Source organism: Chimaeribacter coloradensis, from assembly GCF_002858715.1.
Lineage (GTDB): Bacteria > Pseudomonadota > Gammaproteobacteria > Enterobacterales > Enterobacteriaceae > Chimaeribacter > Chimaeribacter coloradensis.
Genome location: NZ_PJZH01000017.1, coordinates 38819 through 65231 on the forward strand (window position 1 = coordinate 38819; position 26413 = coordinate 65231).

33 protein-coding genes are annotated in these 26413 nt (G+C 54.5%); 7 read left to right on the forward strand and 26 right to left on the reverse strand.

Translation table 11 applies throughout. The features are described 5' to 3' along the window. Positions 1 to 33: 33 nt before the first annotated feature. The 19 genes from CYR32_RS14920 to CYR32_RS15005 form a co-directional block, all read right to left on the reverse strand. Entirely contained in the window at positions 34 to 243 is a 210-nt protein-coding gene (locus CYR32_RS14920; RefSeq protein ID WP_101825877.1) for a ribbon-helix-helix domain-containing protein, read from the reverse strand. 113 nt (positions 244 to 356) lie between these two features. Continuing rightward, the gene (locus tag CYR32_RS14925) at positions 357 to 3767 is read right to left on the reverse strand and encodes a tape measure protein (RefSeq protein WP_101825795.1); all 3411 of its coding nucleotides are present in this window, start codon (positions 3765 to 3767) and stop codon (positions 357 to 359) included. A gap of 12 nt (positions 3768 to 3779) precedes the next feature. Next, positions 3780 to 4106 carry a hypothetical protein gene (locus CYR32_RS14930; RefSeq protein ID WP_101825797.1) on the reverse strand — a complete coding sequence of 109 codons (327 nt, stop codon included), beginning with the start codon at positions 4104 to 4106 and terminating at the stop codon, positions 3780 to 3782. Further along, a complete protein-coding gene (locus CYR32_RS21710; RefSeq protein ID WP_165698251.1) occupies positions 4106 to 4279 on the reverse strand; it encodes a hypothetical protein in 174 nt (57 codons plus the stop codon). The genes CYR32_RS14930 and CYR32_RS21710 overlap by 1 nt, the downstream gene beginning before the upstream one ends. A gap of 163 nt (positions 4280 to 4442) precedes the next feature. Next, positions 4443 to 5084 carry a hypothetical protein gene (locus CYR32_RS14935; RefSeq protein WP_101825799.1) on the reverse strand — a complete coding sequence of 214 codons (642 nt, stop codon included), beginning with the start codon at positions 5082 to 5084 and terminating at the stop codon, positions 4443 to 4445. An 88-nt stretch (positions 5085 to 5172) separates the two neighbouring features. Beyond that, positions 5173 to 5529, reverse strand: a complete 357-nt coding sequence (locus CYR32_RS14940) for a PerC family transcriptional regulator (RefSeq protein ID WP_420912842.1) — start codon at positions 5527 to 5529, stop codon at positions 5173 to 5175. An 85-nt stretch (positions 5530 to 5614) separates the two neighbouring features. Further along, positions 5615 to 8398, reverse strand: a complete 2784-nt coding sequence (locus CYR32_RS14945) for a TOPRIM and DUF927 domain-containing protein (RefSeq protein ID WP_101825803.1) — start codon at positions 8396 to 8398, stop codon at positions 5615 to 5617. Continuing rightward, positions 8391 to 8747, reverse strand: a complete 357-nt coding sequence (locus CYR32_RS14950) for a hypothetical protein (protein ID WP_101825805.1) — start codon at positions 8745 to 8747, stop codon at positions 8391 to 8393. Before CYR32_RS14950 ends, CYR32_RS14945 begins: the two co-directional genes overlap by 8 nt. Continuing rightward, positions 8744 to 8968: a hypothetical protein gene (locus CYR32_RS14955; protein ID WP_101825808.1), complete on the reverse strand. Its 225-nt coding sequence runs from the start codon at positions 8966 to 8968 to the stop codon at positions 8744 to 8746. The genes CYR32_RS14950 and CYR32_RS14955 overlap by 4 nt, the downstream gene beginning before the upstream one ends. Beyond that, a complete protein-coding gene (locus CYR32_RS14960) occupies positions 8968 to 9261 on the reverse strand; it encodes a hypothetical protein (protein WP_101825809.1) in 294 nt (97 codons plus the stop codon). The genes CYR32_RS14955 and CYR32_RS14960 overlap by 1 nt, the downstream gene beginning before the upstream one ends. Next, entirely contained in the window at positions 9258 to 9545 is a 288-nt protein-coding gene (locus CYR32_RS14965; protein WP_101825811.1) for a transcriptional regulator, read from the reverse strand. The genes CYR32_RS14960 and CYR32_RS14965 overlap by 4 nt, the downstream gene beginning before the upstream one ends. Then, entirely contained in the window at positions 9538 to 10284 is a 747-nt protein-coding gene (locus tag CYR32_RS14970) for a host cell division inhibitor Icd-like protein (protein WP_241523831.1), read from the reverse strand. Before CYR32_RS14970 ends, CYR32_RS14965 begins: the two co-directional genes overlap by 8 nt. Continuing rightward, positions 10281 to 10460, reverse strand: coding sequence for a DUF4222 domain-containing protein (locus CYR32_RS14975; protein ID WP_101825813.1), 180 nt, complete (start codon positions 10458 to 10460; stop codon positions 10281 to 10283). Before CYR32_RS14975 ends, CYR32_RS14970 begins: the two co-directional genes overlap by 4 nt. After that, the gene (locus CYR32_RS14980) at positions 10453 to 11148 is read right to left on the reverse strand and encodes a Rha family transcriptional regulator (protein WP_101825815.1); all 696 of its coding nucleotides are present in this window, start codon (positions 11146 to 11148) and stop codon (positions 10453 to 10455) included. The genes CYR32_RS14975 and CYR32_RS14980 overlap by 8 nt, the downstream gene beginning before the upstream one ends. Before the next feature lie 13 nt (positions 11149 to 11161). Next, a complete protein-coding gene (locus CYR32_RS14985) occupies positions 11162 to 11581 on the reverse strand; it encodes a hypothetical protein (protein ID WP_101825817.1) in 420 nt (139 codons plus the stop codon). After that, entirely contained in the window at positions 11581 to 11796 is a 216-nt protein-coding gene (locus CYR32_RS14990; RefSeq protein WP_420912843.1) for a helix-turn-helix transcriptional regulator, read from the reverse strand. Before CYR32_RS14990 ends, CYR32_RS14985 begins: the two co-directional genes overlap by 1 nt. Before the next feature lie 350 nt (positions 11797 to 12146). Next, positions 12147 to 12797, reverse strand: coding sequence for a hypothetical protein (locus tag CYR32_RS14995; RefSeq protein ID WP_101825819.1), 651 nt, complete (start codon positions 12795 to 12797; stop codon positions 12147 to 12149). Then, a complete protein-coding gene (locus tag CYR32_RS15000) occupies positions 12797 to 14062 on the reverse strand; it encodes a tyrosine-type recombinase/integrase (RefSeq protein WP_101825821.1) in 1266 nt (421 codons plus the stop codon). Before CYR32_RS15000 ends, CYR32_RS14995 begins: the two co-directional genes overlap by 1 nt. Before the next feature lie 185 nt (positions 14063 to 14247). Then, positions 14248 to 15111, reverse strand: coding sequence for a YicC/YloC family endoribonuclease (locus CYR32_RS15005; RefSeq protein ID WP_101825823.1), 864 nt, complete (start codon positions 15109 to 15111; stop codon positions 14248 to 14250). Positions 15112 to 15236: 125 nt separating this feature from the next. On the opposite strand from CYR32_RS15005, the gene rph reads away from it, so the two are divergent. Both rph and pyrE read left to right on the forward strand, forming a co-directional pair. Next, positions 15237 to 15953 (forward strand): ribonuclease PH, encoded by a 717-nt coding sequence (gene rph / locus CYR32_RS15010; RefSeq protein WP_101825825.1) that lies wholly within the window; start codon positions 15237 to 15239, stop codon positions 15951 to 15953. An 84-nt stretch (positions 15954 to 16037) separates the two neighbouring features. After that, positions 16038 to 16679 carry an orotate phosphoribosyltransferase gene (pyrE, locus tag CYR32_RS15015; protein ID WP_101825827.1) on the forward strand — a complete coding sequence of 214 codons (642 nt, stop codon included), beginning with the start codon at positions 16038 to 16040 and terminating at the stop codon, positions 16677 to 16679. Positions 16680 to 16743: 64 nt separating this feature from the next. Here the strand turns inward: pyrE and slmA are convergent, their stop codons facing one another. The 3 genes from slmA to coaBC all read right to left on the reverse strand — a co-directional run bounded on the left by slmA (position 16744) and on the right by coaBC (position 19155). Beyond that, entirely contained in the window at positions 16744 to 17337 is a 594-nt protein-coding gene (gene slmA / locus CYR32_RS15020; protein WP_101825830.1) for a nucleoid occlusion factor SlmA, read from the reverse strand. 164 nt (positions 17338 to 17501) lie between these two features. After that, complete coding sequence (dut, locus tag CYR32_RS15025) at positions 17502 to 17960, reverse strand: dUTP diphosphatase (RefSeq protein ID WP_165698253.1); 459 nt, start codon at positions 17958 to 17960, stop codon at positions 17502 to 17504. Beyond that, positions 17929 to 19155 carry a bifunctional phosphopantothenoylcysteine decarboxylase/phosphopantothenate--cysteine ligase CoaBC gene (gene coaBC, locus CYR32_RS15030; RefSeq protein ID WP_165698256.1) on the reverse strand — a complete coding sequence of 409 codons (1227 nt, stop codon included), beginning with the start codon at positions 19153 to 19155 and terminating at the stop codon, positions 17929 to 17931. The genes dut and coaBC overlap by 32 nt, the downstream gene beginning before the upstream one ends. 189 nt (positions 19156 to 19344) lie before the next feature. Here coaBC and radC point away from each other — a divergent pair, with 189 nt between their 5' ends. The 4 genes from radC to mutM all read left to right on the forward strand — a co-directional run bounded on the left by radC (position 19345) and on the right by mutM (position 21587). After that, the gene (gene radC / locus CYR32_RS15035) at positions 19345 to 20010 is read left to right on the forward strand and encodes a RadC family protein (RefSeq protein WP_101825834.1); all 666 of its coding nucleotides are present in this window, start codon (positions 19345 to 19347) and stop codon (positions 20008 to 20010) included. A gap of 261 nt (positions 20011 to 20271) precedes the next feature. Next, positions 20272 to 20508, forward strand: a complete 237-nt coding sequence (rpmB, locus tag CYR32_RS15040) for a 50S ribosomal protein L28 (RefSeq protein ID WP_072931514.1) — start codon at positions 20272 to 20274, stop codon at positions 20506 to 20508. An 11-nt stretch (positions 20509 to 20519) separates the two neighbouring features. Continuing rightward, a complete protein-coding gene (gene rpmG / locus CYR32_RS15045) occupies positions 20520 to 20687 on the forward strand; it encodes a 50S ribosomal protein L33 (RefSeq protein WP_004392084.1) in 168 nt (55 codons plus the stop codon). A gap of 90 nt (positions 20688 to 20777) precedes the next feature. Further along, the gene (gene mutM / locus CYR32_RS15050) at positions 20778 to 21587 is read left to right on the forward strand and encodes a bifunctional DNA-formamidopyrimidine glycosylase/DNA-(apurinic or apyrimidinic site) lyase (RefSeq protein ID WP_101825836.1); all 810 of its coding nucleotides are present in this window, start codon (positions 20778 to 20780) and stop codon (positions 21585 to 21587) included. Here the strand turns inward: mutM and coaD are convergent, their stop codons facing one another. The 3 genes from coaD to waaA are packed head-to-tail and all read right to left on the reverse strand — an operon-like array spanning position 21588 to position 24123. Continuing rightward, positions 21588 to 22067 (reverse strand): pantetheine-phosphate adenylyltransferase, encoded by a 480-nt coding sequence (coaD, locus tag CYR32_RS15055; RefSeq protein WP_101825838.1) that lies wholly within the window; start codon positions 22065 to 22067, stop codon positions 21588 to 21590. Continuing rightward, positions 22064 to 22846 carry a glycosyltransferase family 2 protein gene (locus tag CYR32_RS15060; protein WP_101825840.1) on the reverse strand — a complete coding sequence of 261 codons (783 nt, stop codon included), beginning with the start codon at positions 22844 to 22846 and terminating at the stop codon, positions 22064 to 22066. The genes coaD and CYR32_RS15060 overlap by 4 nt, the downstream gene beginning before the upstream one ends. Next, complete coding sequence (gene waaA, locus CYR32_RS15065; protein WP_101825842.1) at positions 22846 to 24123, reverse strand: lipid IV(A) 3-deoxy-D-manno-octulosonic acid transferase; 1278 nt, start codon at positions 24121 to 24123, stop codon at positions 22846 to 22848. Before waaA ends, CYR32_RS15060 begins: the two co-directional genes overlap by 1 nt. Before the next feature lie 123 nt (positions 24124 to 24246). Here waaA and CYR32_RS15070 point away from each other — a divergent pair, with 123 nt between their 5' ends. Continuing rightward, positions 24247 to 25263 (forward strand): glycosyltransferase family 9 protein, encoded by a 1017-nt coding sequence (locus CYR32_RS15070; protein ID WP_101825883.1) that lies wholly within the window; start codon positions 24247 to 24249, stop codon positions 25261 to 25263. Between the two features lie 49 nt (positions 25264 to 25312). Here the strand turns inward: CYR32_RS15070 and CYR32_RS15075 are convergent, their stop codons facing one another. Further along, positions 25313 to 26413, reverse strand: a complete 1101-nt coding sequence (locus tag CYR32_RS15075; RefSeq protein ID WP_101825844.1) for a glycosyltransferase — start codon at positions 26411 to 26413, stop codon at positions 25313 to 25315.

A 26413-nucleotide genomic window follows, 5' to 3' on the forward strand; every position in this document is an offset into this window, starting at 1 on the left:
AATGCGACCTACAGCCGCGAACCCAGTGCGAACTCAGGAACTTTCACGAGCCAGTTTTTCTGCGATCGCCTGGCGTACGAACTCTGCCCGGTTACCAAAGCAGGGATGGCTGTAATCGCCACCACGGCGTTTAATCATGCTATCCACCTTATCTACCAGTTCATTCTCCACGGTGACTATCAGGCGGCTAGTGGGCGCACCGTTAAAGTACCGGTTAACCTGTTTTTTCGTACTGACTGGCATCTCTCGCTTACTCCCTCGCGTGTGCGCGCGTATTGGTGTGTTAATCATCAAAGTTCATCGCTATCAACTTGACTAAACTCAACAGGATCGCGTCCCTGCGATGCTAGTGAATGTCATTTTCTAGGCTGAATCATTCCCTTGGGCCGCGTGCTTTGCTCTTTAATCTCATAGAGCGCAACCTGTTTCATATTTTTGATGATCCAAGCCTTTGTAGCGTCATCAATTCCGCCAGTGGTCGTGATGTGGAAATGATTTTCCTGCTGAATGTTGGTCCCACTTCCACCAGCGCCGGACAAATCGCGATTGCTGATAACAGAGCCGTTATCACCCGGAATCATGTACTGGCTGCCATTGCTGGCTTTGAAGATTTCGGGCTTGCCTCCTTCACCAACGCGATACATTGAGTTGGCCTGGACAGGGCCGCCGTGCTCACGGGCTCCAGCCACTGCTAAACCTTTAGAAGCCATCAATGCTGTGGAGTAAGCTGTTGTGCCCACGGTTGAAGCAGTGCCCATAGTAGCGATCGAGGCGCTCACCGCTGCCGGCCCCCACATGCCTGCGGCGGCAGTAGCCTGCGTTGCTGTTGCCCCGAGTGCTGCTGAAGCTGCCACCTGTCCCATCAGCATGTTTTTCACATACTGTAGGCCCATCTCCACCAGCCCACTGACAACGCTATTGAGGATTGTGCTGCCAATATTGGCAAACGCTTCGCTAAGATTCTGTGTGCCGTTCAACAGGCCAGTAATGGCATTTGTAGCCCCACCTTGAAGAGAATCCACTGCGTCTGCCAAAAGGCTATTGGCGGCGTTCTGGTTGCGGTATAGCTCCCACTGCGCGTCTGTCCGCTGTTGCTCATATTGAACATTGGCCGCATTCATCAGAGCTAATCCTTGCTGCTCTGTGATTACTTTCTGTGCAGTGAATTGTTTGATCAGTTCAAGTTTTTCAGCGTTTTGGTTTGCGAGCTGTTGGACCGGATCGACCTCACCAACGGCCTGTTGGGCTGGCGAGACAGTTTGTTGTGAGCGAATTTTTGCCAAATTAACTTGGTGCTGTTGCTCAAGTCTCTCTGACGTAGCGTTGTATTGCGCCTGAGTCGTTTTCTTTGCTGATAAAGCAGCATTAAGGTCATCTACATCCTGCTTATAACTCACATTCTCTTTCGTCTCTGGAAGGAGTTTTTCTGCTGCTGCCTGAGCTCTAATAGCATTAGCGGTGTCCCATATTTCACCTCGATACTTACCAGCCAATGCGATCTGCTCTTTTGTGGCATTCTTACCCAATGACTGCTGTGCGGTCAAAATGGCTTGTTCGCGGCTCAATGCCTGTGTTGAGTCAGAAGTCAGTAAAGATTGCTGCCTCAGGTTTTCAAGCTTTTGAGCGATCGACTCAGTTTGTGTTTCTGCCTTCTTAGATTCGCGATTGTTTTCCTGGCGGCTTGCAGTGTTGCGCTCTGTTTCTGCGTACTGAGCCTCCAAGACTCCCACCAGCTTATTACCCTTCTCAATGCCAGCATCCTCAGCATCATACTGGGCCTGTAACTTGGCCCTGGCTTCTCCCTCAAGCTTGGATAATGCTAAGCGCCTCTCTGCATTTTTTATTAGCTCTTTAGCTTGGCTGGAGATCTCTGGTTCTTGCGGCTTGGGAGTATCGCTAGCTTTTGATTTAAGCTGCTCGAGCACTTCCATCGTGGAGACCATCGCTGTAATAGCTGCCGAGCTAGCGTTAGGTATTTTCTCCATGAGGTTGTGCGCAAGCACCTTAAAAGCAGCATTCGACTCCCTAACTTTCTGATTTAATTCTTCCTGAATTTGCCCCTGCTTCTTGAGCGTCGAGCCAAGTAACGTTGAAGTGCTATCAACATCAGATGACGCTTTATCCAATGCTCTCATAGAGTCAGTCAGTCGCTTTTGCGCATCATTAACCACTTCGAGTGGCGCGCCAGAATGCCTCAAACCATTAAGTTGGCGCTGGAACTCAGAAACACTATTTCTCGCTTTATCTTGTTCCTTTGTCTGGTCAGCAAGCTTTTCTTTCAATGCGTCTACTGCCTCGGCAGTTTTTGCAAGATTGCCTTTCAGCTGTACCTGACTCATTTCTTTCATTTTGGAAATGACTGTATCCAGTGTGCTGGCGAATTCGATGCTTTCCTGACGTGCCTGCTGCGCTTTCTGATAAAAATAATAGAGACCCGCCGCCGCAATAACAGCCACACCACCTGGCCCACCAATCAAAGCCAGAGCGCCTCTTGCAAGCCCTCGAATCGTTGTTGTAGCTGCTGTCGCTGCCGCTGTGGCTGTGCGTGTCGCCGCCCCCTCAGCAAGCTGGGTTTCCGCGTGGGTGGCTGACATCTGAATAGCTATTGATTTCTTTGCAATCAGATTATCGAGGGCAAATGCTTCTGCCGCTGTTCCCTTAGCAACGTTGTATTCGGTCTGAGCCAACGCCAGATTCGATAATGCCTGTTCCTTATCAAGCTCCGCCTTCAGAGCCGTAACGCGCGCGGCGTTGGCTGTAGCGGCAGCGTTCTCGGCTGTTGCTTTGGCCTGTGCTTTCGCCGCCAGCATGTCATCAATACGTGCTTTCGTTGCCAGAGCCAGCGCGCCAACAAATCGGCCGCCAAAAATAACTGCTGCGGCGGCGATCGCATTCGTGACAATATCGAGGTTTTGGCTAAGAGTGATGACGGCATCGTTAAACAACCGGATAGTGGTAGATACGCTTGAACTTTCACCAACGAACTTAGTGATGTTGTTGGTGGCGATCGTGAATGCCTGGCCCATTGTAACGGTGGTGTTTGCGAACTCCCTGGCAATCTCGTCACTCTGTTTAAGCAGTCCGTTTACCACGACTTCAGTTGTCAACTTTCCTTGCGCGGCCATCGCGCGTAGCTGCCCAATGGTCACCCCCAATGAATCCGCTAACGCAACCGCCAGACGGCTACCGTTTTCAGATATAGAGTTGAATTCTTCACCACGCAGAACGCCTGATGCTAGAGCCTGAGAAAGCTGTGTCATTGTTGAGCTAGCTTCTTCGGTGGTGGCACCAGATACGGCTAGGCCTTTGTTGATAGTTTCGGTCAGGGTGATCAGGTCTTTGGTGCTGGTACCGGCACTACGGGTTGCTCGCTCAAGACGACCGTAAAGCGTGGCCGTGGCGGTTAAGCTGCTCATCGTATTCTGTGAAATGTCGAACACGCGCTGAGTTACTTCTGCCAGCTGCTCATTTGCCCTTACTGAGTTCGCCAGTTTGTTGTTAACCGTTACCCACTCATTGCCATAAGCTGTTACCTGCTGAACTGAAATTGCCGCGATGACGCTGCGTGCTACTGCGCTCAGCCCAGACATTGTGCGTTGAAATGAAGCAAGAGACCTTTCAGCGCGGTTAACGCTAACGTCTAAGCGTCCAACAGTGCCTCCCAGCCCATTCAAGGCCGCGTCTATTTCACGCCTGGCATCTAGCAGCCTGCGAGTATCCATATCCACTTCATAAACGAGCCTGCCTGCGTTCATCGTGCCTGCCATATCAACCCCCTCTTAATGACTAACTCGCTTCACGCCTTTGGATAGGGCGCTGCAGCTCATGGTGTCGATAACGGCGTTACCGTGACGTGTAATCTGATATTCACGACCATCCAGGGAGATTAATTCACCAAGCATGATGTAGGCCTCGTGCTCAAAGTTTTCCCGGTTGCGGTTTTTAGCTGCATAAATACAGTTATCTACCAGCCCTGATGCCAGCTGCTCTCTTTTCACTTCGCCGGCTTGGTCGTTGTGGGTGATGAGGGCATTACCATGACTGCGGTTAAGATCGCGAATGTAGGTTTCTGCAATGGTTTCAGCCAGGCGTTGGAGTTGTTCCATTAAGCCTCCTGAGCCAGTTGTGCGAGCGCTTTATCCATCAGGCCCCGAGCAATAACATGAATGGTCGGAGCCACGCCTAAAGCGGATTTGGCGCGTTCCTGCTCCTGAATTTTTCGCAGCGCTTCGAGTTGTTTAATGCTGAGAAGTACGGGCTTAACGTGAGTCTGAATCATAGTCACCTCCTGATAAATATACAGTGATTATAATTGCATTTAATGAAATGATTAATGTTTATATGCCGATTAATGAAATGGCTATTTGATCGTTTCGATCGAATATTTTGCATATAAAAAACCTCGCCGGGGCGAGGTCTGATGCGAAGCAAGGGGGGGGAAGTTACAGGCCTGAAAGCGCCTTAGATGTGTTAGTCACGCACTGCTTGATAAATGTTGCCTGTGTTGCCGCTGTGTTCTTTTTAACACTTTCTACAAATTCTTTGTTATTCAGTGTCGCATTAATGGATGCGATGAATTGAGTGCGCATGGTTTGCTGGGTCTGGCTGTCCAGTGAAGGGTTTTTTATTTTAACTTTGTTAATCGCATTATCCGCTGAGCTTTCTGCTGACTTATTGAAAAGTACCACGTCCGTTATCTGACCCCAGGCCACGTCACACCCTGCTTTAGCCTGCTTATTAGCGAGCGCCAACTTCTCTAAATCGCCGCCGCCGCAACCGGATAGAGAAAAGAATTCTAAGTCATCCGCTGCTCGGTATGACCCATCAATTACCGCGCGCTCATTCCTGAATGCAAAAGGCTTATAGCCAACATAACCGCCGTAGGAGTTTTTGGCATTAACTTCACCACAAACGTACTTGGCACCTTGAGTGTTGGTGTTGCTTCTCATGTTTCTAAAGTTTGTACTGTCAGGATCTTTCATCAGATTTTTGACTTCATTTTGTGCTGCGGTGAAGTCAGTATTTGCAGCTATTGCTGAGAATGGCAAAAAGGCAAAGGCTATTGCGGCTAGTAAGTTTTTCATATCCCTATCCCATAAGTATTGGTAAGACTAATCCTATTGGCCCAAGCCATCCAATGGCAATGAAAACTGTCCATTCCTTCAGCATCGGTCACTTCGTTTTAAGCCTGAATGTCTCGCCGCCCGGTTTATCTAAGCCCATCCTGCGCGGTGTGTCTGCCGCCGCTCTGGTCACATCACCAAATGAATCGATAACCACAGCGCGCCTAACTCGCTTCACCAGGCATTCATTACGCCGGTTTCTGAGCCAATCACGCCTGGTTTCAGTATCGCATTGGTCGAACACCTCCAGCCAGCGAGATGCTGCTCTTCTGTACAGGCCTTTCGCCTCAAGCTCTTCTGCTTTTTTGTCATTTACCATGCGAGACGTCCTGAATAAACATGTTTTACGCTGAGTTTGTTGGTTCAAAACAGCTATTTGTTGGTTCAGTGTTGGTTCAATAATCAAAATAATTTCTTTATAAATCATGGCTGATAGAAAATTGAACCAACTGAACTAACTGAACCAACACTAAAATCCTCACATGTGAGGCTTACTCTTCCTCTGCCTCACCATCTGGCCGGTACTGAATCACATAGACGTTGTATTGGCGCTTATTAATCCTCGGTGACTTACGCTGGAAACCTCTGCCGCTGGCTGGTGGTGTCATCATTCCGCTTTCCACCAGCACGCGAGCGAACTGCTTCGGGTTGAAACCGCTGGCGATCTCCTGTTCAAACGTTGCAGGGAAGGTGTAGAAGATGATGGGGTCATCTTCATGGTTGCCGCTGGCACGAAAGCCCGCCATTTCACGGATAGGAAGCGACTGAGGGTCGTAAGGGAATGGCGCAAACCGGCTATAGCCATTGGCGTTAAGGAACGCTTCACACTGGGCGATAATCTGCTGATGTTCTTTGTTGCCAGTGCCGAACTCGCGCACCCAGGCGTTATAGCTGTGCTGAACGGCGTCCCGGCACGTTTGCTCATCCCAGCCAGTGATCACCCGACCAAGCAGGAGCGCAGCCTCTAGGATGGCAAAGCGTGCGCCTACGCGGTGAACCTGTTCACCATATTCTGCCGGTATCAAGCCGCGCCAGCGTGCCTCTGCCTCTCTGACAGCCTCTGCGGTCTGCTGCTGATTACTAGCTAACCATGTGATCCACTCTCGCCCCGCTGCGCCGTGATGATTCTGATAAGCATCCTTGAGGGCGTCGGCATGCTGTTTGCCGTTCGCGTGCTGGTGGAAGCGCACAGCCTTACTCAGTGGGATATTCAACAGCCTGACCAGCTGCCCGGCTTTGGCCTTTCGTCCAGCCATAGCGATGAAGGTTTCTAAATCCATTTCGCCGGTACTGATCGCCACGGTGCGCCAGCGTTTAAGGTCACGGTTTCCACCTTCTTTGGCTCCCTGCAGTTTCCCAACGCCATTAAACAGGGCGTAGGCAGACTGTGAAACGCTTACCGGGTCTGCGCCTTGTCCTACCTCATCCAGAGGCATCAGCGCATCGTTATGAGCAGCTGCTTCGTTAGCCAGCCCCAGCGCGGTTCCGTACCACGTCAGGCGCAACTGGTCGGGATTACCGTAGAGGCTGCTAGCAACGTTAGCTGTTGTGGTTTTACCGGCGCTTGATTGCTCATAGAAGTGAATGCCAAAACCATCAGCACCAGCCAGGCCAATTAGCGGGGCAGCCAGCGCGGCAGCTACACCGGTCATCATTGAGTAGTTACCGGCGACCAGCGCGCCAACATTGTTGCGCCAGCTCTCTGCGCTACCCCTGCAGGTGTAACCGGCAGCGGCTGAACTACGTCCGTTAAACAGCACTGGCTTATCAGGTGTACCGATGATCACCCCGTCTGGCATGATATACGCGCCGCATTGCCACCCTGTAGCGTGCGCCACTCTCCAGACTTCTCTCGACCCGTTCCGCTGAAGCCAGTCCGCCAGAATGGCTCTCAGACCGCTTTTGGTTGTGACGTTCACGCCACCAGCCTTGAGCGTTCGCCATCCTTCCCGCTCGCCAATGTCTGCTAACGGGATTGCCTGCGTGGTTTCACTATCTGAACCCCATGCCTGCCAGCGCAGAATCAGAAATTGGTCTTTATCATCACGCCCAGTGCCGATCACTTGCAGAGGAGAGCACAGCCAGCTTTCACGGTTGATGATTTCGCCGGTCTGCTTGTCAGTGTTTGGCTCTACCCAGTACACGCCATCTTTTCGGCTCTCAATGCGGGGCTTCAGTGCGTCGCGATCCGGCGCTGTAGTTTTTCCGCCTTCAATCACTTCCAGTTGAGCGCCCATGCTTTTCCCCTGCGGTTGATACAATGAATCGTTAAATGCTCTCGTGGCGTTATCCAGCCCGTTTTGCTGGCGGTAATCATCCCAGTCGGCCTTGTAACTGGTGGGCGGTAATGAAATTGCGCCATTGACGGCTTCAGCGGCCTTTTCAGCGAATATTTTTCCGCCGTTCACTTTCGGCTTGCCGTTATCATCGAGTTCGCCTGGCTCATGCCAGTCATTATCACCGGCAATGATGATCGAGGCTTCCGGGTACCGCTGGCGCATAGATTCTGCTACAGGCGGCAGATTGCCGGCATCGAGAGCCACAACAGCGAGCGCCGTGGGGCGTATCAGGTGAGCTGTGAGCGTTGTGGCCAGCCCTTCACCGATGATGATTTCAGACACTTCATGGGGCTGGTTAACGAGGTGCCACGCTCCGCGCTTGGCTGAGCCATAGAGCACCTTCTTTTCACCTTGTGGTGTGATGGTTTGTGCTGCGGCTACATCGCCGGATTCATCTACCAGCGAGAGAAGAATTGATCCATCGGGCAGGCATGGCAGAGTGAAGCCATCGAGCCCTTTGGCAATTAAATATTCACTTTCGCCTGGCGTGGTTTGCTCTGTGAGACTCCGGTAGTGGCTCACAAAGCTCGCTCGCCGCTGTTCTGCTTCTGCTGCTTCTTTCTGCTGGCGCTCCTGTTCATGCTGGTGGCGCTGTTCATCAAGCTGCTGCCTTCTCTGGCTGGCTGCTTTTTGGTCAATTTCTGTCACCCGGTAATCGATACCCAGCACATCAGCCGCCATACGGGCGGCCTCAGTGGTATCGCATTGATTAACCTTCTGGATGAGGTCTAAACCATCACCCGCGCCGCACTGGTTGCAGAAGAAGCTGCCGCGCCCTTGGTCATCGAAGCGAAAGCGATCTTTACCGCCACAGGCGGGGCATGGCGCGTGCTGGCGGGGTGAACGTGGCACATCAATTCCCAGCTGGCCCAACACCATCGGCCAGCGATTAGCTGCTGCGCTGGTAGTTTCCCGGATTAGGTCGTAATTACGCATGGAAGCTGCCCCCATCATTTGAGAGAGAAGCACTCATGTCGTTAACCATGCTCTGCCAGATACTTTTGCCTCGATCAGTGGGCTCGTTGCCGTCCACGCAAAGGATTAGCAGAGAGGTTGCCAGCTGTTCCCAGTATGGGTATTCCTGTTTCATTGGTTCAAGCAAATAACTGTCTACCAGCATTCTGATACCCGCTGAACCGTCAATAATGGCGACTTCCGCAAATTTCTCGTTCACTACCATGCGAAACCAATCGCCGCCATTCTGTTGCTTAATGTGATTGTAAATTGCCTTTGCATATCTGTTAGCCAGCGCATTCAGCCGAAAGTCTTTAGTGATAATGCTCATGCATTCTCGCTCCCTGAGTGTTGTGCGTGTAGATGGTGGTTAACCGTGTTATCCAGAGCTTCAATTACATCGTGGACAATGCCGAGCGCCGCAGAAATCGCCCACACACAATCTTCGTTTTCAGTTGTAACAGGCAGGGAGTCTGTTACCAGCGACAGCACTGCATGAGCCTTTCTCAGGGCAGCGGCCTGCTGATCAATCTCACTGAAGTTGATAGCCATCAAATAGCACCCCCTTGAGCAAGTTGGTTAGATAGCCTATTGATACGCATAGCCGCCCTGTCAGTGGTTGAACACAGCTCATAAAAAAGTGTTGCGATATGAGTGGCAGCCTCTGGATCATGCTTCATTAAGGCTGTGTGGACGTTACCTGTGTACATTTCAGCTAACAGCTTCGCGTACTTATCTGCGTTATGAATGTCGATCGACACAGAGTTAAGGGGCGATTGCTGCTGAGTAAGAACGGCAACCGGCTGAGGGTGCTGGATGGCTACTACGGCGTTGACGTGTTTCATGCTTTTGCCCCCTGCGCCTGACGCTCTTTAGTGGCATCACATTCTTCGAAGCGGGTGAGATTGTGGATGCCCTCTACGAGCAGGTACATTTCATGGCGCTGCTTCTCGTCCGAAATCTGTGGGATTACCTCGGTCAGCAGGTGGAGCAACCCAACCTGAGCGCGCAGCAGGCGATCACGAGAAATATTTTCGGGCGTGTTTGACGTTGGGGCCTTCTCATTACCGATGATGGCCTGCGTGCGCTTGAAATCTTCAGCGTGCGATTTGATATTGTCGTTATGCATGGGACACCTCCTGAACTGGCAGGCATGCGGCTAATGACAAAATGAAATGGGGTGCTAGAACACGGCGAGCTTCTTTCTCGTTTACGGCCTGAACGGATACGCGGCAAGGTTTGGCCATCATGTCAGCACGTGACAGGGCCAGAAAACGAAACTCAAATTTGGGCGTGGTTTGGATGAGGGTAGTAGCCATGGTGGCAGCCTCCTTGTACTGGGATTTGATCCCACCACCGGAAACGCCAATTTCGCTGGTGGTGAGCTGAACAGGGTTGGCGTAACCGGCGTACAAGGTAACCGGCGCGGATTTCTCCGCCCCCATCCAGCCCACCATTACTTCGTGAGCGACACGGATTATAACCATATCGCTGAAAAAAGGGTGAACAGATGCGAGGACACAAAAAAAGACGCTAGGCGCGTCGTGTGTCGCCTTGTACTTTGCCAGGACGCCAATCCTGTCACCGGATTTTGCCGATGAGACCTGAGCATAGTCCGAAAATTGAGAGCGGGGCAAGAGGTTTTTTAACTGTTTGTAATAGGCGCTGCCGACAGTGTAAGACACTGCCTTACGCATCATGGATTTACGCATCGTCAGGCACAAAGCCAAATTATTGGCTGAGCAGGCGTCAGATTTTGTGGCGCTGTTGATGTCGTCATTTGTCATCAACTGGCTAAGTTTGGCTAAGTTCTTCGGGCGTAAAGACGGGCCAGCCAGCGGATAGGCATTGCCCTGGGCGGCCATCATGGCTTTACCTCCGTGAACTTACGTATAAAGCGCTCTACAGGCTGTTTACAGGGCGATGAATAGCCATCGCGATAGAACGTCACGTGATTAGATAGCACGCTGTGTACCGTAACCAATGCGCCACTGGCGTCTTGATGGCACTGATTTGGTTCTGGCTGCCTGGTGGGCTTATACATGGCTCACTCCTACGGCCGGCGCAGGAGTCATCAAGCTGGCAAACATATCCATTCGGCGCGCCACCTCACGAACAGCCTCAGTTGGAGTCAGCCCGTTGCGGATCGCCTCCTCAAATGCCGCCTGCTCAATCTTCTGCATAACCACCAGCACGCCTAGCTGCTGCTCATTGGCATTACGGCGCTCACCATCTCCCAGACCTGCCACACGATTCTCTGCACGAGCCAGATTGATGTAGTGATGCTGTTTGGCACCCAACGCCTTTAATCCGTCACGGCTTTCGTGGTAGCCAGGCAGATATTCGCGGCGGATTGGCTCAGCAGCGCGGCGGTGTGCAAATGCTTTGGTAACGTCCAGCTTGAGGCGTTTCATGCCTGCTGCGTCGCGTCCACGGACTATGCGGCAGAGGTAATCGAATTGGTGCTCATTGAGAAGTGCATATTTCAGTGTCGTTGCGCCGGTGCTATGCGCGCACGTCTCCGTTTGAAACGGAAGTGTGCCTAGCTCTCGTAACTCTAATTTATGGTTTTGGATAAGGGCATAAAGGTTCTTATGCTTAATTCCGACGCGCTGCGCGAAGAGTCGGGAATCAACGCGAGATTCCTGTTTGTGTTGCGTCAATATAAGCGCCTGGCTGTTTTCAGGGTGAGCGATGCCCCGGCCATTATTGGCCGTATTTTTATGATTCATATTTCAGGCTCCGTTAAGTGGCGTGGAACGCGTCCGGGTAGAGGGAAAGTATGTCGTTAACTTCATGCTGAGATAGGCCGATATAACCACCAGCGGCAGCGTTATGATTAACCAACTGGATCACACGAATTACGTCAGCGCGGCAGGTGATGCGATATCGGAAATGGTTACCAATGCCGTCGCCGTTGGGCTCGTCGAGGCGCTCCAAGCGAATATCAAGCCTTCTTTCCAACTCAGTCGCATAATTTCTGGCGCTGGACAACCGGCAGTAATGTAGGATCTCATTCTCAGTGAAGCCATTAACGCCAGTGCGCATCATGTAGACGCGAGCTCGGTGTTTCTTGGGCGTTGGCTTAATTACTGCGGCAGGCGTAATATCAGGGCTGTCTGCATCCTGATTAGCCGCCTGTACTGGGCGGTTTTTCATTTCCATCACGCTACCTCGCGTCGTTCTGCCAGCCAGCGGTTGATTTCAACGGCATCAAACGCTGCTACTCGTTCAGAAAGCTTTACTGGACGAGGAAGTGTGCCATTTTTAGCCTTTCTCCAGATGGTAGACTCACTCACACCGAGCAATTCAGCTAAGCGCTTAGGTCTAATCATTCCGCTTGTTGGAATAGTTTCTTTGGCTATCACCTGTATTGCCATGATTTTCTATCGCTCCGTATGATTTGTTATGAGAGTACATGAGCGATAGTAGTGGCTAAAAACACAGTGTTCCATCAAGAGTGGATTCTATTGAAAGAAGTATTAAATCTATTAAGAAATTATCGATCCATTGAAATATGTAAAATCTTATATTGAAAGCATTTTATCGCAACTTATTGATAATTAATATTTTATTGTAAGCAAGGATGAGAAAGGTTAGGAAAGCTTGGGAACAGTTGGGAACGGAAGTGGACAGTGATGTACCGTAGCGTACTGATACGAACCACTGTGAGCATTTATGAGAATTTATAAGACAAAAAAGGGGTAGCCAAAAGCTTACCCCTTATAAATTATTCATCATCATAGAATGAATTTAAGGACGCTTTGCTTTTAGAGGCAAAAGTTGATCTACCAATGCCTTTAGTGGATACATTTTCTGTTTCAAGCAAAGACAACACATCTTTGTAAATTTCTGAAATTGTAGGCTTTTCGACAGAGCCATATTTTCCAGTTGGGTGCTTGGATGCCAGTAGCTTAATCAATGCGCCCATCATTTTTAATGTTCCATTTTCCTCGTCAGTTTTCCTGTGCTGACCGCGCCCTGTTTTTCTAACAGATGACATTGTGTCGACTAAGGAACGTCCGCCAAACGCGAACATGAATTTTTCCCAGTCGTTTCTATACAGGAAGGAGAGTAGGGCTTCTCGTCCACGTTGGAGAATAACTTCCGGAGTTATTCCCTCACGCATAAAATCGTGAGCGGCTGCGAATACTAAATCGGCATCAACTTCTTCGTTAACTGTATGAAGCCTTACATCTAAGCTACGAATGTTGCGAGTTATGGACTTACGAATATCTGACGTTTCTTCTGCTATATCGTCAGGCAACTCTCTTAATTTTGTATTTGGATTGATGCCGTAAAGCGTATTAATCACTTCGGCGATTGTGACTATCCTCTGTGATGCTATACGTTCAAACACGTCAATATTTAGCAATTTCATTATTGTCCCTTTTTCTTCACTAAAGGCGTCACGTTGTATTGCTCTCCGCGCTCCAGTGCCACCAGCAGATCAGCCCACTGGCTAAGCGCAGCTTTTCTCTCTTCAAAATACTGATGCCGGTTATAGATGCCCTCGACTCCTTTTATGCGGTGGTTTAGGCAGCGTTCAGCCACTACCGGATCACATCCTAGCGCAGCAAGATGTGTGCGCGCCGTGCGGCGGAAGTCGTGAATGGTAAAGTTGGGAACGTCCGCCATTTCAGCACGCACTTTTGCCAGCGCAACTGGCAGAGTGCTTTCCTGAATATGGGGGATCATGCGGTTTTGCATCTTACGTGCGGGTAGCACCCATTTGCTGTTACAGGAAAAGGTATGAAGCTCTTTCAGCCAGGCTAACGCTGGTGGCGATAATGGGATGTCAATCGCATCACCGTTCTTTGTGCGCTCGGCCGGCAGATGCCAGATACCTTCATTTAAATCGAACTCGACCCACTGAGCAGCGCAAAGCTCCATCTTCCTGACACACAGCGCCAGCAACAACTTAAAGGTGAGTTCATTCTGGCGGCTGAATCCTTTAGCTGTCTGCATAGCCTGAAACAGCTTTATCAGCTCATCACGGCTTAACCAGCGGTCGCGGCTAACCTCTTTGCCACCAGCATCGGAAATTTCAAAGGCAGAGCAGGGGTTAACTTCCAGAGCGTGGCGCTTGATGCCGTAATCAAATATACGGCGTGTCCAGCGCAGAACGTCAGTGGCAACTGTAGGCGCTCCACGGTCAACAATCGCTTTCAGCATGTCATCAATGTGGCGGGGCTTTACGTCCTCTACCTTCATTTTGCCGATACATGGGTTTATGTCTTTATCTATGCGGCGGCGCAGTATATCGGGATGCTTCCAGCGTGGCAGGATCTGACGCTCGAAGTATTCAGCAGCCAGCTGGAATACGCGTATTGCGTTCTTCTCTGCGTCAATCTTTGCCAGCGCATCAGCTTTGCGTTGCTGCTTTTCTCCGGCCACGTCATAGCCCAGCGCCACGCGCGCGGCTAACTCTTTAACCGTTTCCCTTGCCTTGGACAGAGATAGCTCTGCATAGGAGCCAATAAGCATGGCTCGCGCTTTGCCTGAGAACTTATAGCGGAAGCGCCAGACAGGCGTTTGATAGTTCTCGCGGTAAGACAGATAAAGGCCGTTCCCGTCCGATTTCCCCTCAAACCTTTCGCCGGCTTTAATCCATGCACGTATCTGTGCGTCAGTTAGCTTTGGCATCTCTGAATCCAGTGTTGATTAGTGGTGTACACCCAAGACATTCAAGTATGTGCTTTAGGTACACCAAGGTGTACACGCTAATCATGCGCTTTCCTGCGTCCTTATGCTAGCTCCTGATAACAAAAAAGCCCGACTCTATGCGGGCTTTTCTAGTAAGGTGCTGCTTAGTGATTTTTAGTGCGTCGTCACTCTATGTTCTGAATCTGCTCGCGCATCTGTTCAATCAGCACTTTCAGCTCAATGGCGGAGGTGGTGACATCCGCATTGATCGATTTTGATGCCAGGGTGTTCGACTCGCGGTTGAACTCCTGCATCATAAAGTCCAGACGGCGGCCCACCGCCTCTTCTTTCTTCAGGATTTTGTGCGTCTCTTTCACATGCGCTTCGAGGCGGTCCAGCTCTTCCGCCACATCCACGCGTTGTGCCATCAGCACCAGCTCCTGCTCCAGCCGGTTATTCTCCAGCTGTACTTCGGCCTCTTCCAGCTTGCTGACCAGCCGCTCACGCTGCCATTGCAGGATGTTCGGCATCTGGGCGCGCACTTTGGTGACTTCAGCACTGACGCCCTCAAGGCGCTGTTCAATCAGGGATTTCAGCGCGGCCCCTTCGCTCTCGCGGGCAACGATGAAATCATCCAGCGCGCCGTCCAGCGCGCTGAGCAACTCGGCGCTTATCGCGTCCAGATCCTGCTCCTCGGCGGACATCACACCCGGCCAGCGCAGGATGTCGACCGGGTTAATCTCGCCCTCGTCACTCTGCATTTTTACCCAGTTGGCGGCTTCCACCAGCTGTTTGGCCAGCTTCTCATTCAGCACCAGGCTGCTCTGGGCACCCGGGTCGAGTTCGAAACGCAGGTTGCACTCAATCTTGCCGCGGGTCAGCCGGGCGCGGATGCGTTCACGGATAACCGGCTCCAGGCCGCGGAACTGTTCCGGCAGGCGGATGTACGTTTCCAGGTAACGCTGGTTTACGGAACGGAGTTCCCAGGCGGCGCTGCCCCAGTTGCCCTTGATTTCACGCCGGGCGTAGGCGGTCATGCTGCGGATCATAGATGCGTCCCCATAATGTAAAGATGGGGGGATTATAGCCGCGGCCTATCCGTCATGATAGGCATTACCTCACGAAGCCCGTATAATGCGCAGCCAACTAAGATTTGCAAGCCGGAGATCAATCCATGCGTCCAGCAGGCCGTAATGCACACCAGATGCGCCCCCTCACGTTCACCCGCCACTACACCAAACATGCTGAAGGTTCAGTGCTGGTTGAATTTGGTGAGACCAAAGTTCTGTGCACCGCCACGGTGGAAGAGGGCGTGCCGCGCTTCCTGAAAGGGCAAGGTCAGGGATGGATCACCGCCGAATATGGCATGTTGCCGCGTTCAACCCATACCCGTAACCCGCGTGAAGCGGCCAAGGGCAAACAGGGCGGCCGTACCCTGGAGATTCAGCGCCTGATTGCGCGTTCGCTGCGTGCCGCGGTTGACCTGAAAAAACTGGGCGAGTTTACCATCACCCTCGACTGTGATGTCCTGCAGGCTGACGGCGGCACGCGTACGGCGTCCATCAGCGGGGCCTGTGTGGCGCTGGCGGATGCGCTGAACGCGCTGGTTGCAGCCCGTAAGCTGAAAGCCAACCCGATGAAAGGGCTGGTGGCGGCAGTTTCCGTCGGCATCGTGAACGGTGAAGCACTCTGCGACCTGGAATATGTTGAAGATTCCGCCGCAGAAACGGACATGAATGTGGTGATGACCGAAGATGGCCGCATGATTGAAGTGCAGGGCACGGCCGAAGGCGAGCCGTTCAGCCATGAGGAGCTGCTCTCCCTGCTGGCGCTGGCGCGTGAGGGGATTGAGACGATTTTCGCAGCGCAGAAAGCGGCGCTGGAACAATAAGATTTTTTAAGGCGACGATAAGTCGCCTTTTTTATGGCCCATTTGCGGGGCATGTGCGATCAGTCATTAACGAGGAGAGAGACCATGAAAGCCTATCAGCGCACATTTATTGAGTTCGCGCTTAATAAACAGGTTTTGAAGTTCGGCGAATTTACGTTGAAATCGGGCCGCACCAGCCCTTACTTCTTTAATGCCGGCCTGTTTAATACCGGGCGTGATTTGGCGCTGCTGGGGCGCTTCTATGCAGAAGCCCTGGTGGACTCCGGAATTGAGTTTGACCTGCTGTTCGGCCCGGCGTACAAGGGCATCCCGATCGCCACTACCACAGCGGTGGCGCTGGCTGAGCATCATGAGCGCGATGTGCCTTACTGCTTTAACCGCAAAGAAGCCAAAGACCACGGCGAAGGCGGCACGCTGGTGGGCAGCCCGCTGCAGGGGCGCGTGATGCTGGTGGATGACGTGATCACCGCCGGCACCGCCATCCGCGAGTCGATGGAGATCATCAATGCGCAGGGTGCGACGCTGGCCGGCGTCTTGATTTCGTTGGATCGCCAGGAGCGCGGCCGTGGTGAGATCTCCGCGATTCAGGAAGTGGAACGCGATTACCACTGCAAAGTGACCGCCATCATTACGCTGAATGATCTGATCGATTACCTCGAAGAGAAGCCGGAAATGGCCGACCACCTGGCCGCCGTCCGCGCCTATCGCCAGCAGTACGGCGTCTGATTCCGGCTTCTGCCGGGCATAAGGAAAGGGCCTTGCGGCCCTTTTCTTCTTTATTGTTTCAGCGTTACTGCAACTGGCTGACGATCAGCGGCCAGCGGTTATCGAAGTCCTGCGTGGGCAGGTAGCGGAAATCGGAGCGGACATAGCGGGAGAGCATCCCTTCGCAGAGCGCCAGCATCTGGCTCACCAGCAACGCTTCGTCACTGTTGAACGCGACCCCTTCACGCAGCTTGCGTTCACGCAGTACCTGCCGCAGCTGTGCCTCAATCCGCTCAAACAGCTGGTTAATCCGCGCTTGCAGCCTGTCCTGTTCAAACATCAGCGCGTGCCCGGTCATAATGCGGGTCAGCCCTGGGTTACGTTCTGCAAAGCCAAGAATTAATAGCAGGATCAGGCGCAGCCGGTTAAAGGTCTCTTTTTCATCCTGTAAAATCAGGTTGATACGGCTGATCAGGGTGTCTTCGATGAATTCGATCAGGCTGTCAAACATCTTGGTTTTGCTGGGAAAATGCCGGTACAGCGCCGCTTCGGAAACCCCCACCGTGGCGGCCAGCTTGGCCGTGGTGATGCGTTGGCTGCCGTCGCTGGATTCCAGCATCTGTGCCAGGGCCTGTAAGATTTCCTCGCGCCGGTTCCTTTTATTTTCTTTTTCTGCCATATCCAGAGAGATCCTTGCTAATAACGGCGATAATCAACGAAAACCCACAACCTTGCCGCATGAGTTCAGAAAACTCTGCGGCGTCGGGAAAAAAGAGAAAGTGGGTGGCAGGTAGTTATAGGTAAAGCGCTGTGGCCATCACGGGCGCGATGCGCAACAGGGCCTTATTGGCGGCCAGAGTGGCCGAAGCCGCCTTCGCCCCGTTCGCTGCTGTCGAACGCTTCAACAAGATTGAATTCTGCCTGAACCACCGGCACAAACACCATCTGGGCAATACGCTCGCCCGGTTCCACGGTGAATACAGTCTGGCTGCGGTTCCATACGGAGACCATCAGCTGCCCCTGATAGTCGGAGTCAATCAGCCCGACCAGGTTGCCCAGCACCACGCCGTGCTTATGGCCCAGCCCGGAACGCGGCAGGATCACCGCGGCCAGGGAGGCATCCGCGATATGAATCGCCAGGCCGGTAGGCAGCAGGGTCGTCTGGCCCGGGGCCAGCTCAACGGCCTCATCCAGACAGGCGCGCAGGTCAAGGCCGGCCGAGCCTGGGGTGGCGTAAGCCGGTAAGGGGAACTCGTGACCAATACGCGGATCAAGAATCTTTACGTCGATTTTTTTCATCATAACGGCTGACAATCTCGTCTAGTAACTGTTGGCCAAGCAGGGCTTTATCGCTGTGCGGCAGACGCACATCCCCTTGCTGCCAGAAAAGGTGCAGAGCGTTGGTTTCGCTGTTGAAACCGTGCCCGGGCAGTGAAATATCGTTAGCGCAAATCAGGTCGAGATTTTTGCGTATCAATTTTTGTCGCGCGTATTCTTCCACATTCTGGGTTTCGGCGGCAAATCCCACGACAAAAGGACGCTGTGCCGGCATGGCGGCCACCCCTGCCACGATGTCCGGGTTCTTGATCATTTTCAACGTAATTTCATCGCCTTGCTTTTTGATCTTCTCCGGGGAGATCTCAGCCGCACGGTAGTCCGCCACTGCGGCACAGCCGATAAAGATCTGCTGCTCACCTGCCCGCTTCATCACTTCCTGCTCCATCTCCAGCGCGCTGGTCACATCAACGCGGGTCACGCCTGCCGGGGTCGGCAGCGACACCGGCCCGGCCACCAGCGTGACCTGGGCACCACGCGCCGCGGCCGCCTGGGCAATGGCAAAGCCCATTTTGCCGGAGCTGTGGTTACTGATGAAGCGCACCGGGTCCAGCGCTTCCCGGGTTGGCCCGGCGGTGATCATCACCTTCAGGTGTTGCAGATCCTTTACGGCAGCAAAGTGTTGCACTGCCCGCCCGACGATCTCCAGCGGATCGAGCATCCGGCCGGGGCCGACATCCCCGCAGGCCTGGCTGCCGCTGTCCGGCCCCCATAAGAGCACGCCGCGTTGCGCCAGTGTTTTCAGGTTGGCCTGCGTCGCGGCCGCACGGTACATCTGCTGGTTCATGGCCGGCACGGCGGCCACCGGGGCGGCCGTCGCCAGGCAGACGGTGGTCAGCAGATCGTTAGCCATACCGGCAGAGACACGTGCCAGCAAGTCAGCCGTCGCCGGGGCCATGATCACCAGGTCAGCCCATTTCCCCAGTTCGATATGCCCCATCGCCGCTTCTGCCGCCGGGTCCAGCAGGTCATCTGACACCGGGTAGCCGGAGACCGCCTGCAGGCTCAGCGGGGTAATAAAGGCCTTGGCGGCGCTGGTCAGTACCACCCGCACCTCAGCCCCGCGGTCACGCAGGCGGCGCACCAGCTCCGGGGATTTATACGCCGCGATGCCGCCGCTGACGCCAAGTACAATATGTTTACCGGTAAGTCCCGCCATCATGGTTGTCCAATTTTCAGCCATTAATCGGCGCATTTTAGCATAACCGCCGGGCAGAACCGCTACCCTGTCCGGCCCGCGGCCGGGAAAGATAAAGTCTGGAAAGTGTCTCGCAAAGCCTGCCACCGGGCCTCGCTTCGCGGCGATCCGCCGCTATGATGAGGGGCCTTGGGCAGGGAGGGGAGGAACGGGATGAGCTGGTACGAGGGCATGGCACCGCGTGAAAAGTTGCTGAAATATGGCGCGGGCAGGTTAACGGATGAGGAGCTGCTGGTGATTTTCCTGCGCACTGGGTACCCGGGCACGCATGTCACGGTACTGGCACGGCAACTCATGGCGGAATTCGGCTCCCTTCATGCGCTGATGACGGCGGATTATTCAAGGCTGGCGGGCTGCGACGGCATCGGCAAGGCGAAATATGCCCAGATAAGCGCAGTCTCTGAGCTGGCACGGCGCAGTGTGATCCGCCATCTCGCCTGCGGCGATGCGCTGCACTCGCCGGATGCGGTAACCCATTATATTCAGGGTATATTGGCGCAGCGCGAACGGGAGATTTTCCTTGTGCTGTTTCTGGACAATCAACACCGGCTGATTCGCCATGAAGAGATGTTTGCTGGTACTATTGATTGCGTCGAGATCCATCCGCGGGAAATTGTACGGGAAGCGATGAAGGCTAATGCAGCCGCGTTAATTCTCGCGCATAATCACCCGTCGGGTAAGGCTGAACCCAGCCAGGCCGACAGAATAATAACCGAACAGGTGATAAAAGCCTGTCAGTTACTGGACATCCGCGTGCTGGACCATCTGGTAATTGGCAATGGTGAATCGGTCTCTTTCGCCGCGCGCGGCTGGATTTGAGCCCTTTTTTCGCGATCCTTCGGGATCTTTAGCTGTTCGGGACTTGAGCACATACGCTTCAGAGCGTATACTACGCCACCTTTGAGAATCTTGGGTTTGGCGTTAAGAGCCTATCTCAGCAGGTTTCTGACCTGATGACGGTTTTTACACCTGATGATGACGAGTCTTCTCAGTGAAGTTTGCTGAGATGGGCTCTAAAGCCTGACGAGGCGGCCAAATCCTATACGAAGCTCGAGCTGATTTGATTTTTGGAGAATAGACATGTCCCGAGTCTGCCAAGTTACTGGCAAGCGCCCGGTGAGCGGTAACAACCGTTCCCACGCAATGAACGCGACCAAACGCCGTTTTCTGCCGAACCTGCACTCTCACCGTTTTTGGGTTGAGGGCGAGAAGCGCTTTGTAACTCTGCGTGTATCTGCTAAAGGTATGCGTGTTATTGATAAGAAGGGTATTGAAGCGGTCTTGGCCGATCTCCGTACCCGCGGTGAGAAGTATTAAGGAACTGAATCATGGCTAAAGGTGTTCGCGAGAAGATCAAGCTGGTTTCTTCTGCTGGTACTGGTCACTTCTATACCACCACGAAGAACAAGCGTACTAAGCCGGAAAAACTGGAACTGAAGAAATTCGATCCAGTTGTCCGTCAACACGTGATCTACAAAGAAGCTAAAATTAAATAATTTTAGTGGATTAATGAAAAACCCGGCCTCGGCCGGGTTTTTTGTTTTATACCTGTCAGTTCAGTATCAGTTCAGTAAACGGGAGCCTGCATGCCTGAATTACCTGAAGTTGAAACCAGCCGCCGCGGCATCGAGCCTTTTATGGCCGGCCATACCATTCAACATGCCATTGTGCGTAACAGCCGCCTGCGCTGGCCGGTCTCCACCGAGATCATGGCATTAAGCGACCAGCCGGTGCTGAGCGTACAGCGCCGCGCCAAATACCTGCTGATTGAGCTGCCGCGCGGCTGGATCATCGTGCATCTGGGGATGTCGGGCAGCTTGCGGATGCTGCGTGAAGAGCAGGACCCGGGCAAACATGACCACGTCGATCTGGTGATGGATAACGGCTACATACTGCGTTATACCGACCCGCGCCGCTTCGGTGCCTGGTTATGGTGTGAAGACCTCACCACCAGTAATGTGCTCTCCCACCTGGGGCCGGAGCCGCTGGATGATGAATTCTCCGCCGCGTACCTGTTTGAAAAGTCCCGCAATAAACGCACGCTGGTGAAACCGTGGCTGATGGATAACAAGCTGGTGGTGGGCGTGGGGAATATCTATGCCAGCGAATCGCTGTTTATGGCGGGCATTGCCCCTGACCGGGCGGCGGGCTCCCTGACGCAGAGCGAGGCGGCGCTGCTGGTCACCACCATCAAGGCGGTGCTGCAACGCTCCATTGAGCAGGGCGGCACGACGCTGCGTGATTTTCTTCAGAGTGACGGCAAGCCGGGCTATTTTGCCCAGGAGCTACAGGTGTATGGCCGGGCAGGCGAGCCTTGCCGGGTGTGCGGCTCACTGATTGAGTCCGCCCGGCATGGGCAGCGCAGTACCTTTTTCTGCCCGCGCTGCCAGCAGTAATCAGGCCAGTTTCTGCTTCAGCGCCTGCGCGATGGGTGCCGGCAGGAACGGGTCGATGTCGCCCCCGTGGCGCGCCACCTCTTTCACCAGCGTGGAGGAGAGGAAGCCCCACTGTTCAGACGGCATCAGAAACACCGTCTCCAGGGTCGGCAGCAGGTGGCGGTTCATGGCGGCGAGCTGCTTCTCATACTCGAAGTCAGTGACGGCGCGCAGGCCGCGGATCAAAATGTTGGCCTGTTGCTGCTCAGCAAAATGGGCCATCAGGTTACTGAAGCCGATGACCTCCACATTCGGCAGGTGCGCCGTCGCCTGCTGCGCCAGCGCCACCCGCTCCTCCAGGGAGAACAGCGGCTTCTTGGACGGGTTGGCCGCAATCGCCAGCACAACGTGGTCGAACATCACTGACGCGCGCGTCATCAGTTCGAGGTGCCCGTTGGTCAGCGGATCAAAAGTACCGGGGTAGAGGGCTTTATTGCTCATGATGGCTCGCTTGTTGGCTGGGTATGGCGCAGCGCCCACAGGGTCGCATACTTATTGAACGTATATTGTGCATTGACCACCGCCAGCAGGAAACCCTGTTTTCCATCCAGGAACCCGGCGCGCAGCAGCCAGGTTTTGCAGAACGCGCCGGCGGTATGGCTGAGGATGGAGAAGAAGCTGCACCCTTTCCCCTGTTGATAACGCTGTTTCGCCCAGTCCCGCGCATAACCCAGCTGTTTTTGCTGAAAGGCCGGGAGGTCGCGGCAGGTCAGGTGCAGCAAATCCCCCGGCAGGGCGACGATGCGCGCGCCTTGTGTGTCCAGCGACTCATGCACCAGGTGATCGTTATAGCGGTATTTCTGCGCATCATATAAACGCACCACGCGATCCGGGTACCAGCCGCTGTGGCGCATAAAGCGCCCAAGGAACAGGTTGCGCCGCCCCAGGCTGTAGACTGCGCCCTCGTCCGGTGACTGCAACACCTGTTCAATGGCGTGGCGCAACGTCTCCGTGACCCGCTCATCCGCGTCGATCATCAGAATATAGTCGCCGGTCGCATAGTGCTGCGCCTGCTGGCGCTGTTTGCCGAAGCCGTGCCAGCCCTGGCTCTGGTACACGGCGGCCCCGGCCTGCCGGGCGATGTCGGCGGTGGCGTCATCACTGCCGGAATCGAGCAGGACAATCTCATCGGCCCACGCTACAGAGCGCAGGCAGTCGGGCAGCAGATCAGCCTCATTTTTGGCAATCAGCACCACGGAAAGGCGTTTACGGCGGCTCATCAATGGCTCCGGGGCGGCAGGTAAGGTTCCAGCAGATGCAGCAGGCGCTGGAGCGCACCCTGGTTCTGATGGAGCACCTCAACGGCATGGCGGCCGTAATAGAGGCGGTAATCTTCATCGGTCAGCAGGGTGGTGATCTCTTTCACCAGCGACTCCGCATCATTGACGGTGATCAGGCCGTCGGCCTCGCTCAGCTTGGTGCAAATATCTTTGAAATTGAAGGTATGCGGCCCCATCAGCACCGGGATGGCATGGGCAGCCGCTTCCAGCGGGTTATGGCCGCCGCGCGGGACCAGGCTGCCGCCGACAAAGGCCAGATCGGCAATGCCGTACAGCAGCATCAGCTCGCCCATGGTATCGCCAATCACCACCTGGGTGCCGCTGTTCGGCAGCTCGCCACTGCTGCGCAGGGTATAGCTCATCCCGGCTTTGGCCGTGAGATCTTTGGCCGTGGAGAAACGTTCCGGGTGGCGCGGCACCAGGATCAGCAACAGCGTGGGGAACTGGGCGAGCAGCCGGCGGTGCGCCTGCAGCAGCACGCTCTCTTCGCCTTCATGGGTGCTGGTGGCGATCCACACCGGGCGGTGGGGTGCCCACTGGCGGCGCAGGGAAACCGCGCGCACCGCCAGCTCCGGCGTCACCGAAATATCAAATTTCAGGCTGCCGGTGACGGCCAACTGGCTGCGTTTCAGCCCCAGCTCAATAAAGCGCTCGCCATCTTCCTGGTTCTGCGCGGCAATCAGCGTAATACGGCGCAGCAGCGTCTTCATAAAGCCGCCGATTTTCTGGTAACCGGCCGCGGAGCGGGCGGAGAGGCGGGCGTTGGCGATCACCAGCGGGATGTCACGCTGATGCAGCGCGCTGATCAGGTTAGGCCACAACTCTGTTTCCATCACAATCACCAGCTTGGGGCTGACGCTGTTCAGGAAGCGGTTTACCGATCCGGGCAGATCATAGGGCAGGTAGACGTGGTGCACATCTTTGCCGAAGGCGGACTGCACCCGTTCGGAACCTGTGGGGGTCATTGTGGTCACAGTAATCGGCAATGAGGGGTAGCGGTGGCGCAGGGCGCGGACCAGCGGGATCGCCGCCAGCGTTTCACCGACCGACACCGAATGCAGCATGATGCCGCCGGGTATTACTTTTCCTTCGCAGAAGCCATAGCGCTCTGCCCAGCGTTTGCGGTAAGCCGGGGATTTGCGACTACGGACCAGTAAGCGAATCCAGATCAGAGGTTGGATGAGGTAAAGTAATACCTGATATAAACGCAGCAACATTCTTTCTAATTCATTTATATGGGGTAGCGTGAATAGTATCATACCTGCCGCCGAAAGGCGCTATCTTGCGCAGTCCGGGCGGTGCGCCCGGGGCCGGCGACACTTTTTGCCTTTGGGGATAAAATGAAAAATATACTGATTATCCGTCGGGATAATATTGGCGATCTGGTATGTACGACGCCGTTACTGGAAGGGGTGAAAAGCGTTTATCCGCAGGCAAACCTCTATTTGCTGATTAATTCCGTCAGTAAGGATGTCGTAAAGAATAATCCCCATGTCGATCATCTTTTTATCTATAAAAAAGCCAAGCACCGCGATAAAAACCAGTCCGCACTGGGCGTATATCTGGAACGTGCGGCGATTTTGCTGAAATTACGCCGGGTGAAGTTCGACGCAGTAATTCTTGCCAACCCGTCGCCGTGCAAATATAGCCTGCAACTGGCACGGATGATCGGGGCCAAAAATATTATCGGGGCCGACCTGGGGCGCAAAGAAATAGCCCGGCCTTTCGGCAAATCAGATTTTTCCGGCCACCATCAGGTGGAGCGCACCTTCAGTTATTTAAAGGCAATTGCGGATACCCCACGGCCGATCCCGGCGGTGCGCGTCTACCCCACGGCAGAAGAGCTTGCCGAGGCGGCCCGCCGCCAGGCTGCGCTGTTGCCGCCGGTGAAGAAACTTTACGGCGTGCACATCAGCAGCCGCAGCCCGAAACGCCGCTGGCCGGTGGAGCGTTATGCGGAAGTGATTGCGCGCATCGTGCAGCAACCGGATGCCGGGGTGCTGATCTTTTGGTCACCCCAGGGCACCCTGTCGCCGGATGACATCGGCGATCGGGCGCGCGCAGAGGCGCTGATAGCGCAGTGCGGCTCCGACCGGGTGGCGCTCTACCCGACGGCCTCCGTGCGGGAAGTGATTGCCGGTTTCAACCTCTGCAACCCGATTCTGTGCAGCGACGGCGGGCAGATGCACCTGGCTTCCGCGTTGGGGAAAGATACGGTGGTGTTCTTCGGCGATACGGACAAAGCAGCGTGGCACCCGTGGTCCGGCAATTACCAGATCCTCCAGACGCCGTCCGGTGAATGTCAGGATGTCAGCGTGGATGAGGCGTGGCAGGCGCTGGAGAACAGCGCCCGGTAAAAAAACCGGCAGGGGTTGCCTGCCGGTGATGTCGTGCAGGAAAAGCGCGTCAGCCGCGGTAAAGATCCAGATAACGGCGGCAGATTGCCTCAATGCCATATTTTTGCAGCGCCTCTTCCCGGATGGGCGGGGGCTGCATAAAACCTTCGCGGATCTTCTCTCCCAGCGACTCCGCATTCATGGCCGACAGGCCGCGCGCCATGCCGGTATTCTCCAGAATCTCATGCGGGCCGCCGGGGCAGTCGGTGCTGACTACCGGTGTGCCGCAGATCAGCGCTTCTACCAGCACGTTGCCGAACCCTTCACTGTCTGAACTCATCACCAGCAGTGACGCATGTTTAATCAGCGGGAACGGGTTTGCCTGGAAGCCCATAAAAATCACCCGGTCGGCGATGCCTAACGTCTCAGCCAGCGCTTTGGCGGCGGCAATGCGCGCTTCGCTGCCGGTACCCACCAGCAGCAGCGGAGCCTGAACGCCGGAGAGAGCGTAGGCTTTCAGCAGGCGGTCGTGGCGCTTCTGCTCATGGAAGCGGCCGACATGAATCAGGTAGGGTTTGCCCGCCCATTCGCAGGGTTCCGCCGCCAGCTGCCGGGTGGCATCAATATCAAACGGGTTGTTGATCACTTCGCTGGCGTTTAATTTCAGCCCCAGTTGGGTGGTCAGGTCATCGGCCACCGCCTGTGACACCGACACCATATTCTGGTGCTGATAGACCTGCACCATCTTCCGCTTCTTCAGCCAGCGGTCCAGCCCGGTGCGGTGGCCGAGGTAGGTGCGGGAGAGAATGCCGTGGACGCAGAACCAGAGCCGGTCACTGCCGAGTTCACGGCTGCGGCGCACAATGCGGTCGGTTTTATGCAGGTTAGAGATCGCCAGATCAAAGCGCCCGTGCGCCTTTTCCAGCTGGCGGATAACGCGATCCAGCGCGGCGGCGCGGCGGGGCAGCTCGGTAAGTTTGCGCCACGGTGCCCGGCTGTGATCCGCCACCACCTGATAGCGGACGCCCGCAGGAATCGGGTAATCGCAGACATCCCGCAGGGAGAGAAGCGTCGTCTGGTGGCCCATCTTCTGCAGCCCTTCGCACAGCGTCAGCACCACTTTTTCCGCTCCGCCGCCGCCCAGGCCATCGATCATCATTACTATGCGCAT

Excerpts from the sequence above, each read along its gene's own strand:
- CYR32_RS14920 (WP_101825877.1), bottom strand. The coding sequence starts at position 243 with ATGCCAGTCAGTACGAAAAAACAGGTTAACCGGTACTTTAACGGTGCG.
- CYR32_RS14925 (WP_101825795.1), bottom strand. The coding sequence starts at position 3,767 with ATGGCAGGCACGATGAACGCAGGCAGGCTCGTTTATGAAGTGGATATG.
- CYR32_RS14930 (WP_101825797.1), bottom strand. The coding sequence starts at position 4,106 with ATGGAACAACTCCAACGCCTGGCTGAAACCATTGCAGAAACCTACATT.
- CYR32_RS21710 (WP_165698251.1), bottom strand. The coding sequence starts at position 4,279 with ATGATTCAGACTCACGTTAAGCCCGTACTTCTCAGCATTAAACAACTC.
- CYR32_RS14935 (WP_101825799.1), bottom strand. The coding sequence starts at position 5,084 with ATGAAAAACTTACTAGCCGCAATAGCCTTTGCCTTTTTGCCATTCTCA.
- CYR32_RS14945 (WP_101825803.1), bottom strand. The coding sequence starts at position 8,398 with ATGCGTAATTACGACCTAATCCGGGAAACTACCAGCGCAGCAGCTAAT.
- CYR32_RS14950 (WP_101825805.1), bottom strand. The coding sequence starts at position 8,747 with ATGAGCATTATCACTAAAGACTTTCGGCTGAATGCGCTGGCTAACAGA.
- CYR32_RS14955 (WP_101825808.1), bottom strand. The coding sequence starts at position 8,968 with ATGGCTATCAACTTCAGTGAGATTGATCAGCAGGCCGCTGCCCTGAGA.
- CYR32_RS14960 (WP_101825809.1), bottom strand. The coding sequence starts at position 9,261 with ATGAAACACGTCAACGCCGTAGTAGCCATCCAGCACCCTCAGCCGGTT.
- CYR32_RS14965 (WP_101825811.1), bottom strand. The coding sequence starts at position 9,545 with ATGCATAACGACAATATCAAATCGCACGCTGAAGATTTCAAGCGCACG.
- CYR32_RS14970 (WP_241523831.1), bottom strand. The coding sequence starts at position 10,284 with ATGATGGCCGCCCAGGGCAATGCCTATCCGCTGGCTGGCCCGTCTTTA.
- CYR32_RS14975 (WP_101825813.1), bottom strand. The coding sequence starts at position 10,460 with ATGTATAAGCCCACCAGGCAGCCAGAACCAAATCAGTGCCATCAAGAC.
- CYR32_RS14980 (WP_101825815.1), bottom strand. The coding sequence starts at position 11,148 with ATGAATCATAAAAATACGGCCAATAATGGCCGGGGCATCGCTCACCCT.
- CYR32_RS14985 (WP_101825817.1), bottom strand. The coding sequence starts at position 11,581 with ATGGAAATGAAAAACCGCCCAGTACAGGCGGCTAATCAGGATGCAGAC.
- CYR32_RS14990 (WP_420912843.1), bottom strand. The coding sequence starts at position 11,796 with ATGGCAATACAGGTGATAGCCAAAGAAACTATTCCAACAAGCGGAATG.
- CYR32_RS14995 (WP_101825819.1), bottom strand. The coding sequence starts at position 12,797 with ATGAAATTGCTAAATATTGACGTGTTTGAACGTATAGCATCACAGAGG.
- CYR32_RS15000 (WP_101825821.1), bottom strand. The coding sequence starts at position 14,062 with ATGCCAAAGCTAACTGACGCACAGATACGTGCATGGATTAAAGCCGGC.
- CYR32_RS15005 (WP_101825823.1), bottom strand. The coding sequence starts at position 15,111 with ATGATCCGCAGCATGACCGCCTACGCCCGGCGTGAAATCAAGGGCAAC.
- rph (WP_101825825.1), top strand. The coding sequence starts at position 15,237 with ATGCGTCCAGCAGGCCGTAATGCACACCAGATGCGCCCCCTCACGTTC.
- pyrE (WP_101825827.1), top strand. The coding sequence starts at position 16,038 with ATGAAAGCCTATCAGCGCACATTTATTGAGTTCGCGCTTAATAAACAG.
- slmA (WP_101825830.1), bottom strand. The coding sequence starts at position 17,337 with ATGGCAGAAAAAGAAAATAAAAGGAACCGGCGCGAGGAAATCTTACAG.
- dut (WP_165698253.1), bottom strand. The coding sequence starts at position 17,960 with ATGATGAAAAAAATCGACGTAAAGATTCTTGATCCGCGTATTGGTCAC.
- coaBC (WP_165698256.1), bottom strand. The coding sequence starts at position 19,155 with ATGATGGCGGGACTTACCGGTAAACATATTGTACTTGGCGTCAGCGGC.
- radC (WP_101825834.1), top strand. The coding sequence starts at position 19,345 with ATGAGCTGGTACGAGGGCATGGCACCGCGTGAAAAGTTGCTGAAATAT.
- rpmB (WP_072931514.1), top strand. The coding sequence starts at position 20,272 with ATGTCCCGAGTCTGCCAAGTTACTGGCAAGCGCCCGGTGAGCGGTAAC.
- rpmG (WP_004392084.1), top strand. The coding sequence starts at position 20,520 with ATGGCTAAAGGTGTTCGCGAGAAGATCAAGCTGGTTTCTTCTGCTGGT.
- mutM (WP_101825836.1), top strand. The coding sequence starts at position 20,778 with ATGCCTGAATTACCTGAAGTTGAAACCAGCCGCCGCGGCATCGAGCCT.
- coaD (WP_101825838.1), bottom strand. The coding sequence starts at position 22,067 with ATGAGCAATAAAGCCCTCTACCCCGGTACTTTTGATCCGCTGACCAAC.
- CYR32_RS15060 (WP_101825840.1), bottom strand. The coding sequence starts at position 22,846 with ATGAGCCGCCGTAAACGCCTTTCCGTGGTGCTGATTGCCAAAAATGAG.
- waaA (WP_101825842.1), bottom strand. The coding sequence starts at position 24,123 with ATGTTGCTGCGTTTATATCAGGTATTACTTTACCTCATCCAACCTCTG.
- CYR32_RS15070 (WP_101825883.1), top strand. The coding sequence starts at position 24,247 with ATGAAAAATATACTGATTATCCGTCGGGATAATATTGGCGATCTGGTA.
- CYR32_RS15075 (WP_101825844.1), bottom strand. The coding sequence starts at position 26,413 with ATGCGCATAGTAATGATGATCGATGGCCTGGGCGGCGGCGGAGCGGAA.